The sequence below is a fragment of the Lysobacter sp. GQ73 genome (assembly GCF_059758755.1).
In genome coordinates, this window is record NZ_JCAXEE010000003.1 from 377,181 (window position 1) to 392,116 (window position 14,936).

Genomic DNA, 14,936 nt, shown 5'->3' on the forward strand with positions numbered 1-14,936 from the left:
GCGGCGTGGCCTGCAGTTGAATACATCGGTGCAAGGCGCGCCGGTGCAGGGCGCGCCGCTCGAGCGTGCGCCAGCGACGAGAGGGAGCGTCACGCTATGACAGCACTGGATTGGGGTTTGTTGTTGATCGTCGGCTTGTCGGCGCTGCTCGGCATGCTGCGCGGCCTGATCGGCGTGGCGGTGTCGCTGGCGGCGTGGCTGCTGGCCGGCATCGCCGCGTATGTGTTCGGCGGCGAAGTGGGGCGCAGCCTCGGCGACGGGGAGATGGGCTGGCTGTCGTATCTCGGCGGCTATGCGCTGATCTTCGTGGCGGTGTGGATCGGCGTCGGCCTGTTCGGCATGGTGGTGCGGCGGATCGCGCACTCGGCCGGCTTGTCGGAGATGGATCGCCTGATGGGCCTGGGCCTGGGCGCGGTGCGCGGCGTGTTCTTCGCCTGCGCCTTGCTGGTGGTGCTGGGTATGACGACCCTGCCGCGCCAGCCGGCCTGGCAAGGCTCGATGGTCGCCGCGGTGCTGATGCCCGGCGCGGAATTGATGCGCGCGGCGTTGCCGGACGCGATGGCGCGCAAGGTCGACCTGGAGGGGCGCGGCACTTCGTTGCAGGCGACGGTCCAGGCCGAGGCCAAGAACCTGGAAGACAAGCTGCCGAAGTTGTCCGGTGGACTGCCGGGCGGATTGCCGGGCGGGCTGTCGGACATGATGCCGAGCGGCGGCGGGGCGGATTCGCTGCCGCAGGCGGTACCCGAGGGCATGTCCGGCGGCCTGTCCGGGGCCTTGCCTGATGGCCTCGCCAACGGCTTGCCCGACGTCCTGCCCGAAGCGGTGCGCGACATGCTGCCGCAGAAGGGCCAGCAAGGCGCGCAGCCGGGCGCGACGGGCACGCAGATCAAGGGCGATCCGGCCAAGGTCGGCGCCGACCGAGGCCAGGACGACAAACGCGTTCATTAGCAACAACAACGACTCTCAGCAGGATCAAGCGCTATGTGCGGCATTCTCGGTATCGTCGGCAACACGGATGTCGCCGCTCAGCTTTACGACGGACTTACGGTGCTCCAGCACCGCGGCCAGGATGCGGCCGGCATCGCCACCGCCGATGGCGCGCGCCTGCGCGTGCACAAGGGCAACGGCCTGGTCAGCGACGTGTTCAACGAGACGGCGATGCGCCTGCTCGAAGGTCGCGTCGGCATCGGCCATTGCCGCTACCCCACCGCCGGCAGCGAAGGCTCCGACGAGGCCCAGCCGTTCTACGTCAACTCGCCGTTCGGGATCGCGCTGGCCCACAACGGCAACCTGATCAACACCGACATGCTGCGACGCGAGGTGTTCGAGCAGGACCGCCGCAACGTCAACACCGAGTCCGACTCGGAAGTGCTGCTCAACGTGTTCGCCCATGAACTCGACCGCCATCGCGCGCTGACCGCCGACTCGGCGTTCGCCGCGATCGAAGGCGTGCATCGCCGTTGCGTCGGTGGCTACGCGGTGGTCGCAACCGTGCTCGGCCTGGGCCTGGTCGCGTTCCGCGACCCGCACGGCATCCGCCCGCTGGTGCTCGGCAAGCGCAATACCGGCGGCCAGGACGAATACGCGGTGGCTTCCGAATCGGTGGCCCTCGACCTGCTCGGCTTCGAGCGCGTGCGCGACGTGCGCCCGGGCGAAGGCATCGTCGTCACCCCGCGCGGCGAGTTGTTCACCCGCGCTTGCGCGGAGCCGCGCCAGCACTCGCCGTGCATCTTCGAATACGTGTACTTCGCCCGTCCCGACTCGATGATGGACGACGTCTCGGTGCACAAGGCGCGCATGCGCATGGGCCAGACCCTCGGCGAAAAGATCCTGCGCCTGCGTCCGGACCACGATATCGACGTGGTCATCCCGATTCCCGACACCTCGCGCGACTCGGCGCTGGAAATCGCCAACACCCTCGGGGTGAAGTACCGCGAAGGCTTCATCAAGAACCGCTACGTCGGCCGCACCTTCATCATGCCGGGGCAGGGCGAGCGGGCGAAGTCGGTGCGCCGCAAGCTCAACCCGATTCCGCTGGAGTTCCGCAACCGGGTCGTGCTGCTGGTCGACGATTCGATCGTGCGCGGCACCACCTCGCGGCAGATCGTGCAGATGGCGCGCGACGCCGGCGCGCGCAAGGTCTACCTGGCCTCGGCGGCGCCGCCGGTGCGGTTCCCGAACATCTACGGCATCGACATGCCCTCGACCGACGAGTTGGTCGCGCACGGCCGCACCGACGAGGAAGTGCAGACTCTGCTCGGTTGCGACTGGCTGATCTACCAGGACCTCGACGCCCTCGAACAGGCGGTGTCCGGGCCCAAGCACCGCATCGACCACTTCGATTCGTCTTGCTTCAACGGCGAATACGTCACCGGCGTGGAGCCGGGGTACTTCGAGCGCATCCAGCAACTGCGCTCGGACGAGGCCAAGAAGACGCGTCGCGCGTCCTGAGCCTGGAGTGCGCGCGGTGACTTCGCTGTTCGACGCCGCGCGCGCCTGCCTCGATGCGTCCACGCCCGAGGCCAAGGTCGAGCTGACCTTCGCCGCCGCGCAGGCCTTCGCGCGCGGCGAGCTGGCGCTGCCCGGCGATGCGCCGCCGCCCGAGCCGATCCGCATGCCGGGCCGGCCGGCCAAGCCGGCGCTGGTGCATCCGCGCGAACTGCCCAAGCGCGGTTTCGGCACGCCCGACGGCCGCGCCGCGTTCGTGCACGCGATCGCCCACATCGAATTCAACGCCATCGACCTGGGCTGGGACGCGGTCTATCGCTTCCGCGGCTTGCCGGCGCAGTTCTATGCCGACTGGGTCGGCGTCGCCAACGACGAGGCGCGGCATTTCAGCCTGTTACGCGCACGCCTGCGCGAACTGGGCTACGACTACGGCGACTTCGACGCCCACAACGGCCTGTGGGAAATGGCCGAGAAGACCGCCCACGACGGCCTGGCGCGCATGGCCCTGGTGCCGCGGGTGCTGGAAGCGCGCGGGCTCGACGTCACCCCGGGCATGATCGTGAAACTGCGCTCGCTCGGCGACGAGGCGACCGTGGCGATCCTCGAAACCATCCTGCGCGAGGAAGTGGCCCACGTCGCCGCCGGCTCGCACTGGTTCCGCTGGTATTGCGAACGCGCCGGCGTCGACCCGTTGCCGCGCTTTCGCGAACTGCTGGCCGAATACGCGCGCGCCGTACTCTACGGGCCGTTCAATTTCGATGCGCGCAGCGCCGCCGGCTTCGACGAGGAAGAGCTGCGCATGCTCGAGGCCTTCGCGGTCCGTTGAGCTGCTGCGGTCGCTGTCGCTCGTCGCGACGAAAGGGCATCTTCCTTTCTTTGTGCTTGCGGCGTGCGAATAAAGCCATGAGTCCATTCAAAATCCTAACGAATGGCTGGTGATATCGGATGTCGCATACCGGGAAAATAGACGCGGAGGAGCTGTATCGAGAAATGAGAAGCATGTTGGAGTGCCACACACTGTGGGCGGCTGTGGGCATTCTGGAACGGCTTTGGAAATCCGCCAAAAAGCTATGCTCCGGAGTGAATAGGAAGAGGCATTGTGTCGCTCGGCCGGTTCAATTCCGATTCGCAACAGGGTTGGCCGAAATCTGAAGCGGGACGGCGGGCGACTCGATTCGCGTCATCGATCCGCCTGATCGACTGGTTGAAACGTTGGAAAGCAAAGACGGGCAGCGAGGATGACGGTGGGTGCTGTTCGGCAGCGACAGTGGGCAGGCGCCTTCTAGCGCGCTTGGCTTCCGAAAGTTGAGAAGTGAGCCGTCGCGCGGCGCATTTCGGTGTGGGCCAGCGCCCAGCCTCTTTGCCCAATCCACCAACTGACGCGGCTCTGCAATATCCCGTTCACACCAAGTCGACAGACTTCCGGGCTTCGCTCTGACGCCGCCCAAGAGCGGACTGCGCATTACGCGCGGCGGCCACTCTGATTTGGAAGTTCCCCTGAAATGACGACGAAGACGACGCTCCTCGCCGCCTCGATTCTGTTCTGCCTGTACGCCGGCAACAGCCTCGCCGCCGAAACCGCCACCACCGCCGCTGTCGATCCGGCCACCGCCGCGGTCGGCGCGGGCGCGGTCGACGACGCCACCACTCTCGACGCGGTCTCCGTGGTCGGCACCGGCCAGACCCGCCAGGTGCAGTCGTTGGGCAAGCAGGACCTGCAGCGCGTGGCCGCCGGCACCAGCCCGCTCAAGGTCATGGCCAAGTTGCCGGGCGTGCACTTCCAGAGCTCCGATCCCTGGGGCAACTACGAGTGGTCGAGCAAGCTCAGCATCCGTGGCTTCTCGCAGCAGCAGCTCGGCTTCACCCTCGACGGCGTGCCGCTCGGCGACATGAGCTACGGCAACCACAACGGCCTGCACATCAGCCGCGCGATCGCCTCCGAAAACCTGTCCGGCGCCGAGCTTTCGCAGGGCAGCGGCGCGATCGACACCGCTTCCTCGGGCAACCTCGGCGGCACCTTGCGCTTCTTCAGCGCCGATCCGATGGCCGAGTACGGCCTGCGCCTGGCGCAGACCGTCGGTAGCGACGCCACCAGCCGCACCTATGCGCGCATCGACACCGGCGACCACAACGGCTTCAGCGCCTACCTCAGCGGCGTGTTCCATACCACCGACAAGTGGAAGGGCGAGGGCCCGCAGCGCAACGGCCAGTTCAACGGCAAGTTCGTCTACGCCAACGACGAAGTCAAAGTGACCGGTTATGCCGCGACTTCGCGCCGCCGCGAGACCGACTACGCCGATCTTTCGCTCGAATCCGCGCGCCGCCTCGGCATGGACTGGGACAACTACGCCAACGACTGGCAGCGCGCGATCGACGCCGCCAACGGCAAGTTCAGCGGCGGCGTGACCAGCCTCGACGACGCGTATTACATCGCCCGCGGCGTGCGCGACGACGATCTGGCCTACCTCAGCGCCGACTGGAACGTCAGCGACGACCTGGTGCTGTCGGCCACCGCCTACTACCACAACAACCAGGGCCAGGGTCATTGGGCGACGCCGTACGCGGTCTCGCCGACCGTGCCGCTGCGCATGCGCACCACCGAATACGACATCGAGCGCACCGGCATCATGCCGAGCCTGACCTGGCAGATCGGCGATCACCGCCTGCAGGCCGGCCTGTGGCTGGAGAAGAACGCCCACGGCGTGCAGCGCAACTTCTACGACCTGCAGCGCAACGAAGCGCCGGACGAGATCTTCTTCTATCGCAACCCGAGCGCGCGCGTGTTCCGCCAGCGTTTCGACACCGACACGCGCCAGTTCTACGTGCTCGACCACATGGAGTTCATCGGCGGCCGTCTGGCCATCGATGCCGGCTTCAAGGGCCTGCGCGTGGAAACCGACGGCAAGACCCTGATCGGCGGCGCCAGCCGCGCCAGCGGCAAGCTGGTGTCGGAAGACAACTTCCTGCCGCAGCTCGGCGCGCGCTGGCAGTTGAGCGAGCACGAGGAGATCTTCGGCTCCTACAGCGAAAACCTGTCGGCCTTCCGCACCGGCGTCAACGGCCCGCATTCGACCTCGCAGGCCGCGTTCAACGCCGCCGTCGCGTCGTTGGAGCCGGAAAGCTCCAAGACCCTGGAAGCGGGCCTGCGCACCAGCCGCGAGCAGATCGAGGCGTCGGTAGCGGTGTACCGGGTCAACTTCGAGAACCGCCTGCTCGCCATCGCGCGTTGCGCCGGCATCGTCGGCTGCGCCTCGAGTTTCGCCAACGTCGGCGACGTGGAAAGCCGCGGCGCCGAAGTGACCGTGGTGTGGAAGCCGTTCGCCGGTTTCAGCTGGTACCACTCGCTGGCCTTCAACGATTCGCAGTACGAATCGGATTATCTCGACGGCACTACCCTGGTCCGCACCAAGGGCAAGCAAGTGGTGGACGCGCCCAAGCGCCTGTACGCGACCGAAGTGCGTTGGGAACGCGACGGCCTGTCGCTGCAGCTCGGCGCCAAGTACACCGACAAGCGCTACCTGACCTACCTCAACGATTCGCAGGTCTCGGGTTTCTGGGTGGTCGACGCCTCGGCCTCGTACGAGTGGAAGGAACTGTCCTGGGCCGATGCGTTCAAGCTGCAGTTGAACCTGACCAACGCCTTCGACAAGCAGTACTTCGGCAGCCTCGGCACCAACGGTTTCGTCGCCTCCGATCCGCGCGGCCTGAACTACACCGTGCAGTCGGGCGCGCCGCGCCAGGCCTTCCTGACCGCGGAAGTGCGCTTCTAACAAATGCGCCTCTAAGCGGCAGGCGCTGTGCCGTCCGCTGCCGTGCCGCATCGGATGCCGGTGCGGCACAGCGACGGGGTCTTGCTCGATCCCATCGCCCCATGCGAACGCCTGGACTTCGCGTCCGGGCGCTTTCGTTTGCGCGGTCGGTAGCGGGTCCGCTCAGTCCAGCGTCTGCAGGCGCGCGCCGTCGCTGTCGACGCGCAACACCGAGCCTTGCTCGTACCAGTCGCCGAGCACGATGCGCTGGCAGGCGCGGCCGGCGACTTCCAGCTCGTGCACGGCCGGGCGATGGGTGTGGCCGTGGATCATGCGGTCGAGGCCGTAGCGCGCGAAGGTGTCGGCGACCGTGGCCGGCGACACGTCGGTGATGGTTTCCATGCGGCCCTCGTCGCGCAGGCCGGCCTGGTGCGCCTTGCTCGCGGCGCGCGCCTGTTGCGCGAAGGCCAGCCGGGCCGCGAGCGGCTGCGACAGGAACTGCGCCTGCCAGACCGGGTGCCGGGTCTGGGCGCGGAACTGCTGGTAGGCGAGGTCGTCGGTGCACAACAGGTCGCCGTGGCCGATCAGGGTCGGCTGGCCGTACAGCGGCACCACCGCGGGGTCGGGCAGCACGGTCATGCCGGCACGCCGCGCGTAGTCTTCGCCGAGCAGGAAATCGCGGTTGCCGCGGATGAAGTACACCGGCACGCCGCTGTCGGCCAGGGCCTTGAGCTCGCGCGCGACGAAGGCGCCGGTCTCGGACGGGTCGTCGTCGCCGACCCAGGCCTCGAACAGGTCGCCGAGGATGTACAAGGCCTGCGCGCCGCGGGCTTCGTCGCGGACGAAGCGGCCGAACAGCTCGGTGATCTGCGGACGCTCGGCGTCCAGATGGAGGTCGGAGATGAAGAGGGTCGTCATGGGCCTAGTTTAGCCACCGGCGTTCATGGGCGCGTGGTAGGCCGCGGACGAGCCTGAGCGAGGCCGGGGGCGCCGCCGGTATCCGCCGTAGTGCAAGGCAGGTGGGCCTGGGGCAGGCGCCTGATGGGCATCGATCGAGCCTCCTGCGCGGGCGCCGGTTCGCGGTTTCCCGACGCCTGCGCCCCGGCTCCGTTAAAATCCCCGGTCTCCCAGGATTCACCGAGCCCCGCATGACCTGCCGCACCCGTTTCGCCCCCAGTCCCACCGGTTACCTGCACATCGGCGGCGCGCGCACCGCGCTGTACTGCTGGCTGGAGGCGCGCCGCGCGGGCGGCCAGTTCATCCTGCGCATCGAGGACACCGACCAGGAGCGCAGCACCCAGGCCGCGATCGACGCGATCCTGGAGGCGATGCAGTGGCTAGGCCTGGACTACGACGAAGGCCCGATCTACCAGACCCACCGGCTGGAGCGCTATCGCGAGGTCGCCGAGCAGATGGTCGCGGCCGGCACGGCTTACTACGCCTACGAGACCAAGGAAGAACTGGCCGCGGCGCGCGATGCGGCGATGGCGGCGAAGGAGAAGCCGCGCTACAGCGGCGCCTACCGCGACCGCAACGAGCCCTTCCGCGACGACCCGAACCGGGTGATCCGCTTCAAGAACCCGCTCGACGGCAGTGTCGTATTCGAGGACAAGGTCAAGGGCCGCATCGAGATCGCCAACAACGAACTCGACGACCTGGTGATCTTCCGCGCCGACGGCTACCCGACCTACAACTTCGCCGTCGTCGTCGACGACCTCGACATGCGCATCAGCGATGTCGTGCGCGGCGACGACCATGTCAACAACACTCCGCGCCAGATCAACATCTACCGGGCGCTGGGCGCGCCGGTGCCGCATTTCTCGCACCTGCCGATGATCCTCGACGAAGAGGGCAACAAGCTGTCCAAGCGCACCGGCGCGGCCGACGTCATGCAGTACCGCGACGCCGGCTATCTGCCGCACGCGTTGCTGAACTACCTGGTCCGCCTGGGCTGGTCGCACGGCGATCAGGAGATCTTCTCGATCGAGGAGATGACCCGGTTGTTCGAGCTCAAGGACGTCAACTCCAAGGCCTCGCGCCTGGATTCGGCCAAGCTCGGTTGGCTCAACCAGCAATACCTCAAGAGCGACGACCCGGCCGCGGTCGGCCGCCACCTGGAATGGCATCTGCTCCATAACGGCTACGACCTGGCCAGCGGCCCGGCCCCGGCCGACGTGGTGATCGCCCTGCGCGACCGCGTCCAGACCCTCAAGGACATGGCCGAGCGCGCGTCTGTCTGGTACCGGCCGCTGACCGAGTACGACGATGCCGCGGTCGCCAAGCACCTGACCGCGAACGCGCGCGCGCCGCTGGCCGAGGCCCGTGCCCGCCTGGGCGGCTTGAGCGCCTGGACCGCCGAAACCGTCTCGGCGGCCCTGCACGAGACCGCCGAAGCGCTGGCGATCGGCATGGGCAAGGTCGCCCAGCCATTGCGGGTGGCCATCACCGGCACCCAGGTCAGCCCGGACATCTCGCATACGGTGTACCTGGCCGGCCAGGCCCAGGCCTTGCAACGCATCGACGCCGCCCTCACTAAACTCCCTGCGTAGGAAGCATCGCGCCGCGACTATGGAGTCCGCCATGAGCACCAGCCACGCCTGTACCGATCCCCAGCACCACGTCCACGACGGCGACGCCTTCGTGCAGGAGGTGGAGCGGGCCTGCGACCAGCGCGGCTTGCGGTTGACTCCGATCCGCGCCCACGCGCTGCGCCTGATCGCCGCGGCCGGCAAGCCGATGAAGGCCTACGATCTGCTCGACCAGATGAAGGCCACCCACGACGCCGCCGCGCCACCGACGATCTACCGCGCCCTGGATTTCCTGCTCGAGCACGGTTTCATCCACAAGCTCGCCTCGATCAACGCCTACGTCGGCTGCCACCACCCCGGCGGCGCCCAGCACGCGGTGCCGTTCCTGATCTGCGACAGTTGCCAGTCGGCGACCGAACTGGAAGACGAACGCATCGTCGACCTGCTCGAAGGCCGCGCCCGCGCGCTCGGCTTCGTGCCGCAGGCGCAGACCCTGGAAGTGCACGGGATGTGCGCCGATTGCGTGGCTGCCAGGGTTTAAGGTGGTTGGGGACTCGGGACTCGGGACTCGGGACTCGGGACTCGGGATTCGGGACTCGGGATTCGGGATTCGGGATTCGATTCGCGACTGCATAGCCGCGCGAGTCCGCCCTGTGAGCGACACCGTGGCGAGAGCGCCTCGTTGAACCAGTCCCTTTGGATCGGGGCCTGCTCATGCTGTATGGCTGCGCTGTGCGTCGAGCTCAAAAGCAAATCCCCCAACCCCCTTTTTGAAGCGGGGGAAGCCGCGCAACTCGATGCTGCACAACCTTCCGCTGATTCGCATCTGCGGGTAGGGCCCTTCAAGCCTTCGCCGGCACCAAGCCCGCCGCGACCGGTTGCGCTTCGCGGATCGGCAAGTTCGCGACCGCGGCCATCAGGGCCAGGGCGATGTCGGCATACCACATCCAAGTGTAGTCGCCGAACTTCGCCATCGCGATGCCGCCGAACCAGGCGCCGAAGAAGCCGCCGATCTGGTGCGAGAACAGGGTCAGGCCGAACAGGGTGCCCAGATAGCGCGGCCCGAACAGTTTGCCGACCAGGCCGGCGGTCGGCGGCACCGTCGCCAGCCAGGTCAGACCCAGGCCGGCGGCGAACAGATAGAACGTCAGCGGGGTCGGCGGCGACAGCAGGTAGATCGCGATCATCGCCGCGCGGCTGGCGTACATCAGCGCGAGCAGGTGCTTCATGCGATAGCGCTGGCCGAGCCAGCCGGCGGCGAGGCTGCCGGCGATGTTGAACAAGCCGATCAGGGCCAGCGACACCGCCGAAACATTGTCCGACAGGCCGCACAGGGCGATCTCGCCGGGCAGGTGGGTGACGAGGAAGGCGATGTGGAAGCCGCAGGTGAAGAAGCCCAGGTGCAGCATCCAGTAGCTCGGGTCGCGCAGGGCGATGCGCAGTTGCGCGCGCAGGCCGATTTCGGCCGCCGGCGCGGCGACGACGCTGCCGGGCGCAGCGGCGGGCGCGACGCGGCGCCGCAACGGCCAGGCCAGCGGCAGGGTCGCGATCGCGGCGACGGCGAGTGTCCACATCGCCATCATCCAGCCCGAGGCGGCGATCACCGCCTGCACCAGCGGCGCGAACACGAACTGGCCGAGCGAGCCGCCGGCATTGATGAAGCCGGCCGCCATCGAACGCTTTTCCGCCGGCAGACGCTGCGCGGTGGCGCCGATCAGGATCGAGAAGCTGCCGGCGCCGGCGCCGGCCGCGCCGAGCAGGCCCAGGGTCACCATCAGGCCCCATTGCGAAGACACGAACGGGGTCAGCCCCATGCCGGCGATCAACAGCACGCCGCCGAACACCAGCACGCGGCCCGGCCCGCGTTGATCGGCCAGTGCGCCGAACACCGGCTGCACCGCGCCCCAGACGAATTGGCCGATCGCCAGGGCGAAACTGATCTCGGCGATGCCGAGCCCCGTGCTCAGGCCGATCGGTTTGACGAACAGGCCCTGCGACTGGCGGATGCCCATGGTGATCATCAGCATCGCGGTGGCCGCGAGCAGCAGCGGCCAATACGAAGCGGGCTTGATCGTGGGCGATGGGGACATCGTGCTCATGGGTTTCTCGGCGGCAGAGAGAACTGCGGGGAGGGATGGGACGAGCGTGGCGGTCGTGAGCATGGAGTGCGGGGCGTTGCGGACGGACAGCCGCGCGACGGTTCAAGACTGTGCTGCAGGGCGGCTTCGTCCAAGCGAACAGTCCGCTCTCGCACGGTGGCGAGCGGTAAGTAAGTCGAAGTATTTGCCCGATCCCGGCGTCGATGCGGCGAGGTCGATGCGCGTTCTTGCGGTTCGCTGCCTGCCTGGGCTGTCGTCATTCCGGCGAAAGCGGGAACCCACGGAGCTCGAGCGCCCTTGCGTGCAAGCCATCGAGCGCTGGCTCGTCTGGAAACAGGATGCGATGCGCCCTGGCCGGAACGGTTCAGGAACCCGGAACGAATGGCTCGCCTCGGCCCGCTCACGGGCCGTCGTCCTGCAACTGCGCGATCGCGCGATCCAGTTGCGCGTGCAGAGCGGCGACGCCCTCGGCGCCGAGCCCTTGGTCGATCGCGTCCTGCGCGCGGCGCCACAAGGGTTGCGCGTGTTCGATCACGCGCCGGCCTTCGGCGGTGATGCGCAGGCGGCGTTGGCGCGCATCCACGCCGGGGACGGTCTCGATCCAGTTCGCCTGCACCAGCGGCTTGAGGTCGCGGCTCAGGGTAGTGCGGTCCATGCCGAGTTCGCGAGCGATCTCGCCGAGCGGCCGGCCCTGGCCGCCGGTGCGGCGCAGGATCGAGTACTGGTTCAGGTTGATCCCGGCCGGCGCCAGGGCCTGGTCGTAGCGCTGGCTCATCAGTCGCGCGAGCTTGCGCATGCGGAAACAGGTGCAGACGCTCTGGGTCGGCGTCGGGGCGGGGGCGGTTTCGATACCGGGACTCATTATGTGTATATACACCTAATGGCGCCGCGACCGCAAACGCCGACACGAGGTCGGCGTCTGGGCCACGGGGCAGCGTCAGGTCACGACTTGGAGAGAGATCGTTGCGAGCCCCGAAGTCAGTTGGCGCCCGGCGAAAGGCGCGCCGTCAGAAGAACACCCGCACGCCGAAATCGACGCCGCGGCCGGGCAGCACCACGCTGTCCTTGAGGAAGGAGGTGTGCACGCGCGCCTCTTCGTCGGTCAGGTTGCTGCCGTTGAGGAACACCTCGTAACCCAGGTTGCCGGCGTCCCAGTGATAGGCCAGATGGGCGTCGACCAGGGTGTAGCCGTCGGTCGGGGTTTCGTTGGCCGCGACTTTGTCCTGCTTCATGTAACGGGTCGCGCCGAGCGACGCGCGCCAGGAATCGGCGTCCCAGCGCAGCTCGCCGCCGACCCGGCCCGGCGCGATGCGCGGCAGGTTGCCGCCGTTGTCGAGCTTGGCGCGCACGCTGTCGCCGAACACGCGCACGTCGAACTTGCCGGCGTCGCCGTCGAACAGGTGGGCGATCGCCTCGCCTTCGAACCCGGTGAACTTGGCGTCGGCCTGGCTCCACTGGCGCACCGGCAGGTCGTCCTCGATCTCGCCGGTGTCGACCAGATAGATGAAACCGTCGAAGCGGGTCTGGTAGGCGGCGAGCTTGGCCTCGAATTTCGCGCCGTGGTAATGCAGGCCGAGTTCGACCTGGTTCGCGCGCTCCTTGCGCAGCTCGGCATCGCCGATTTCGAACGAGGCGGTCGCCGCGTGCGGGCCGTCGGCGAACAATTCCTCCTCGGCCGGCGCGCGTTCGGCGCGGTCGAGGTTGAGGCTCAGGCGCCAGGCGTCGCTGAACTTCCACAGCGCGCCGGCCGACAGGCTGACCGGGGTGAAATCGCGCTTGGCCGCGCCGAACGGCGAGCTTTCGATCTTGTCCACGCGCGCGCCGAGCTCGAGCTGCAGCGGATCCCAGTTGCGCTGCTCGGTGACGAACAGGCCGGCGGCGCGGGTCTTGGTCTTCGGCACGAAGGCTTCTTCGCCGATCGCCTGGAACTTGCGTTGGTAGCCCTGCACGCCGACCGCGCCGACCCAGCCGGCGAAGGGTTTGTGGGTCAGTTCCAGGCGGCCTTCGGTGGCGTCGCTGAGGAAACGCGTGCCGACCTCGTCGCCTTCGAACTCGATGTGTTCGTATTCGGTGTCGGCCACGCTCGCGCGCAGGCCGCTGAAGATGCCGAAGGCCTGGTTGATCCCGCCCTTCACTTCGAAGCGGTTCTGCTTCATGTCGATGTGCACCGGCGCTTCGCCTTCGAGCGCATCGCCCGGCTCGCCGGGGTTGCCGTAGCGGTCTTCGTAGCGCGCGGCGGAGAAGCCCAGGAAGCCCAGGTCGCCGACCAGCGAGGCGCCGAGCGCGCCGGTCTTGGTGTCGACGAAGCTGTTGCGCTGGCGGCCGAGCGGGGTCTGGTAATCCTTGTTGTTGCGGTACACGCCGTCGGCATGCAGGACCAGGGCGCCGTCGGCGCCCATCGCATCGACGCGGGCCATGCCGGTGACGCCGTCGTTGACGGTGTCGTGGCGGATTTCGGCGCGGCCGGACACGGTCTCGTCGAGCGGGCGCTCGGCGATGCGGCCGTCGACCACGTTGACCACGCCGCCGATCGCGCCGCTGCCGTAGAGCAGGGTGGCCGGGCCCTTGAGCACTTCGATCTGGTCGGCGAGGAAAGGCTCGACGGTGACGTTGTGGTCCTGGCTGACGGTGGACACGTCCTGGCTGGCCAGGCCGCCGGTCAGCACGCCGACGCGCGGGCCTTCCAGGCCGCGGATGATCGGGCGGCCGACGCCGGCGCCGAAGTTGGAACTCTGCACGCCGGGCAGCTTGCCGATGGTTTCGCCGAGGGTGGTGCCGCGCGCTTCGTCGAGCTTTTCGCCGGCCAGCACTTCGACCGGCTGGGCCAGTTCCTCGGCGCTGGACTGCAGTGGGGTCGCCGTGACGACAACGGCGTCGAGGCTGGTAGCCTTGTCGTGGCGGGTGTCGCTGGCGGTGGAGCCCGTGGACGGCTCCTGTGCCTGGGCGGTGGCCACTACGGCCGGCAGGGCCAGGGTCAGGGCGAGAGTGAGCGCGCTGCGACGTGCGCCGAGGAATGAACGGATGGGCTTGGGCATGATGAACCGGCTGACGATGAACTGGCGGGGGATGGTGAAATGTTATAAAGTAACGTTTGCCAATTGACAACCATCCCAGAAGTCATCCCCCATGTCTTCATTGCTACGCGGCTTACTCGATCGAATCGGCGCCTTCGGCTCGCTGGCCTGCGCGATCCATTGCGCGGCGTTGCCGTTGCTGATCGCGGTGCTGCCCTCGCTGGGCCTGGCCGGTTGGTTCGACGACGGCTTCGAACTGGCCTTCGTGATCTTCGCCACCCTGCTCGGCACCGCCAGCCTGATTTCCGGCTATCGCCGCCACCATGCGGTGCGCGCGCTGTCGCTGCTGGTTCCGGGCCTGGGCGCACTGTGGATCGGCGTGCTGTACCCGCCGCTGCACGGCTCGACCCTGCCGCACGCCGTCGCCATGACCTTCGGCGGCACCCTGGTCGGCCTGGCCCACCTGGCCAACCTGCGCCTGAACCACAGCCACGTCCACGACGCCAGCTGCGCTCACTGAGCGCCTGCCGGCGCGGGCCCGAGCGCCCCGGATCGACGCTTGTGCTAGGCTTCGCAGCCTCGCGCGCGGCCGCGCAGCGCCGGAACCCGGGCCTCGGCCCCCGGCTATCTCGCCTGCAGCTTGCGCGGACCACCTTTCGATTCAACTGTAGAACGTCTTAATTAGGAGCACGACCATGGGTAAAGGCGACCGCAAGACCGCCAAGGGCAAGCGCTACAACTCCAGCTACGGCAACGCCCGCAAGGCCGTGAGCAAGGCGACCGGCACCGCCGCCGCGCCGGTGGCGAAGAAGGCCGCCGTCAAGAGCGCGACCAAGGCACCGGCCAAGAAGGTCGTGGCCAAGAAGACCGCCGCCAAGGAATAAACCGGCCTCGAGGCTGGTCGAGAAAGCCCCGCATCGCGGGGCTTTTTTTTGCCTGTCTTCGGGCCTGTCTTTCGGCCCTTCCCGGCCTGCACCGCGCTCGACGCGGCGACGGCAACCGACCGGAACGGTGTTTCCGGCCGGCGCTTAGGCCATCGGGCACACACAGACAAGATGTAATTTTTTCATTAAGATGCGCGCGTTCCCGAGGAAGGGA

Annotated in this window: 12 protein-coding genes; 8 read left to right on the forward strand and 4 right to left on the reverse strand. The window is 67.9% G+C overall.

Annotated features, from left to right (window positions below):
- Positions 1 to 96: 96 nt before the first annotated feature.
- The 4 genes from AC6CH2_RS11530 to AC6CH2_RS11545 all read left to right on the forward strand — a co-directional run bounded on the left by AC6CH2_RS11530 (position 97) and on the right by AC6CH2_RS11545 (position 6,218).
- Positions 97 to 948: a CvpA family protein gene (locus AC6CH2_RS11530; protein WP_498269338.1), complete on the forward strand. Its 852-nt coding sequence runs from the start codon at positions 97 to 99 to the stop codon at positions 946 to 948.
- A 33-nt stretch (positions 949 to 981) separates the two neighbouring features.
- Complete coding sequence (gene purF / locus AC6CH2_RS11535) at positions 982 to 2,451, forward strand: amidophosphoribosyltransferase (RefSeq protein ID WP_498269339.1); 1,470 nt, start codon at positions 982 to 984, stop codon at positions 2,449 to 2,451.
- Positions 2,452 to 2,458: 7 nt separating this feature from the next.
- A complete protein-coding gene (locus tag AC6CH2_RS11540) occupies positions 2,459 to 3,274 on the forward strand; it encodes a ferritin-like domain-containing protein (RefSeq protein ID WP_498269340.1) in 816 nt (271 codons plus the stop codon).
- Positions 3,275 to 3,950: 676 nt separating this feature from the next.
- A complete protein-coding gene (locus AC6CH2_RS11545) occupies positions 3,951 to 6,218 on the forward strand; it encodes a TonB-dependent receptor (RefSeq protein ID WP_498269341.1) in 2,268 nt (755 codons plus the stop codon).
- A 162-nt stretch (positions 6,219 to 6,380) separates the two neighbouring features.
- Here AC6CH2_RS11545 and lpxH read toward each other — a convergent pair whose 3' ends face one another.
- Positions 6,381 to 7,115, reverse strand: coding sequence for a UDP-2,3-diacylglucosamine diphosphatase (lpxH, locus tag AC6CH2_RS11550; RefSeq protein ID WP_498269342.1), 735 nt, complete (start codon positions 7,113 to 7,115; stop codon positions 6,381 to 6,383).
- A gap of 230 nt (positions 7,116 to 7,345) precedes the next feature.
- Between lpxH and gltX the strand changes: the two genes are divergently transcribed.
- Positions 7,346 to 8,746, forward strand: coding sequence for a glutamate--tRNA ligase (gene gltX, locus AC6CH2_RS11555; RefSeq protein ID WP_498269343.1), 1,401 nt, complete (start codon positions 7,346 to 7,348; stop codon positions 8,744 to 8,746).
- Positions 8,747 to 8,777: 31 nt separating this feature from the next.
- Positions 8,778 to 9,266 carry a transcriptional repressor gene (locus AC6CH2_RS11560; RefSeq protein ID WP_435396986.1) on the forward strand — a complete coding sequence of 163 codons (489 nt, stop codon included), beginning with the start codon at positions 8,778 to 8,780 and terminating at the stop codon, positions 9,264 to 9,266.
- A 301-nt stretch (positions 9,267 to 9,567) separates the two neighbouring features.
- On the opposite strand, the gene AC6CH2_RS11565 is transcribed toward AC6CH2_RS11560, so the two are convergent.
- The 3 genes from AC6CH2_RS11565 to AC6CH2_RS11575 all read right to left on the reverse strand — a co-directional run bounded on the left by AC6CH2_RS11565 (position 9,568) and on the right by AC6CH2_RS11575 (position 13,859).
- Positions 9,568 to 10,815 (reverse strand): MFS transporter, encoded by a 1,248-nt coding sequence (locus AC6CH2_RS11565; protein WP_498269535.1) that lies wholly within the window; start codon positions 10,813 to 10,815, stop codon positions 9,568 to 9,570.
- Between the two features lie 409 nt (positions 10,816 to 11,224).
- Positions 11,225 to 11,686 (reverse strand): MarR family winged helix-turn-helix transcriptional regulator, encoded by a 462-nt coding sequence (locus tag AC6CH2_RS11570; protein WP_498269344.1) that lies wholly within the window; start codon positions 11,684 to 11,686, stop codon positions 11,225 to 11,227.
- A 145-nt stretch (positions 11,687 to 11,831) separates the two neighbouring features.
- Complete coding sequence (locus AC6CH2_RS11575) at positions 11,832 to 13,859, reverse strand: TonB-dependent receptor (protein WP_498269345.1); 2,028 nt, start codon at positions 13,857 to 13,859, stop codon at positions 11,832 to 11,834.
- 91 nt (positions 13,860 to 13,950) lie between these two features.
- Between AC6CH2_RS11575 and AC6CH2_RS11580 the strand changes: the two genes are divergently transcribed.
- A complete protein-coding gene (locus AC6CH2_RS11580; protein ID WP_498269346.1) occupies positions 13,951 to 14,358 on the forward strand; it encodes a MerC domain-containing protein in 408 nt (135 codons plus the stop codon).
- Between the two features lie 175 nt (positions 14,359 to 14,533).
- Positions 14,534 to 14,722 (forward strand): 30S ribosomal protein THX, encoded by a 189-nt coding sequence (locus tag AC6CH2_RS11585; RefSeq protein WP_435394669.1) that lies wholly within the window; start codon positions 14,534 to 14,536, stop codon positions 14,720 to 14,722.
- The last annotated feature ends 214 nt before the right edge of the window (positions 14,723 to 14,936 follow it).

Excerpts from the sequence above, each read along its gene's own strand:
- purF (WP_498269339.1), top strand. The coding sequence starts at position 982 with ATGTGCGGCATTCTCGGTATCGTCGGCAACACGGATGTCGCCGCTCAG.
- AC6CH2_RS11545 (WP_498269341.1), top strand. The coding sequence starts at position 3,951 with ATGACGACGAAGACGACGCTCCTCGCCGCCTCGATTCTGTTCTGCCTG.
- lpxH (WP_498269342.1), bottom strand. The coding sequence starts at position 7,115 with ATGACGACCCTCTTCATCTCCGACCTCCATCTGGACGCCGAGCGTCCG.
- AC6CH2_RS11570 (WP_498269344.1), bottom strand. The coding sequence starts at position 11,686 with ATGAGTCCCGGTATCGAAACCGCCCCCGCCCCGACGCCGACCCAGAGC.
- AC6CH2_RS11560 (WP_435396986.1), top strand. The coding sequence starts at position 8,778 with ATGAGCACCAGCCACGCCTGTACCGATCCCCAGCACCACGTCCACGAC.
- AC6CH2_RS11580 (WP_498269346.1), top strand. The coding sequence starts at position 13,951 with ATGTCTTCATTGCTACGCGGCTTACTCGATCGAATCGGCGCCTTCGGC.
- AC6CH2_RS11575 (WP_498269345.1), bottom strand. The coding sequence starts at position 13,859 with ATGCCCAAGCCCATCCGTTCATTCCTCGGCGCACGTCGCAGCGCGCTC.
- AC6CH2_RS11565 (WP_498269535.1), bottom strand. The coding sequence starts at position 10,815 with ATGTCCCCATCGCCCACGATCAAGCCCGCTTCGTATTGGCCGCTGCTG.
- AC6CH2_RS11585 (WP_435394669.1), top strand. The coding sequence starts at position 14,534 with ATGGGTAAAGGCGACCGCAAGACCGCCAAGGGCAAGCGCTACAACTCC.
- gltX (WP_498269343.1), top strand. The coding sequence starts at position 7,346 with ATGACCTGCCGCACCCGTTTCGCCCCCAGTCCCACCGGTTACCTGCAC.
- AC6CH2_RS11530 (WP_498269338.1), top strand. The coding sequence starts at position 97 with ATGACAGCACTGGATTGGGGTTTGTTGTTGATCGTCGGCTTGTCGGCG.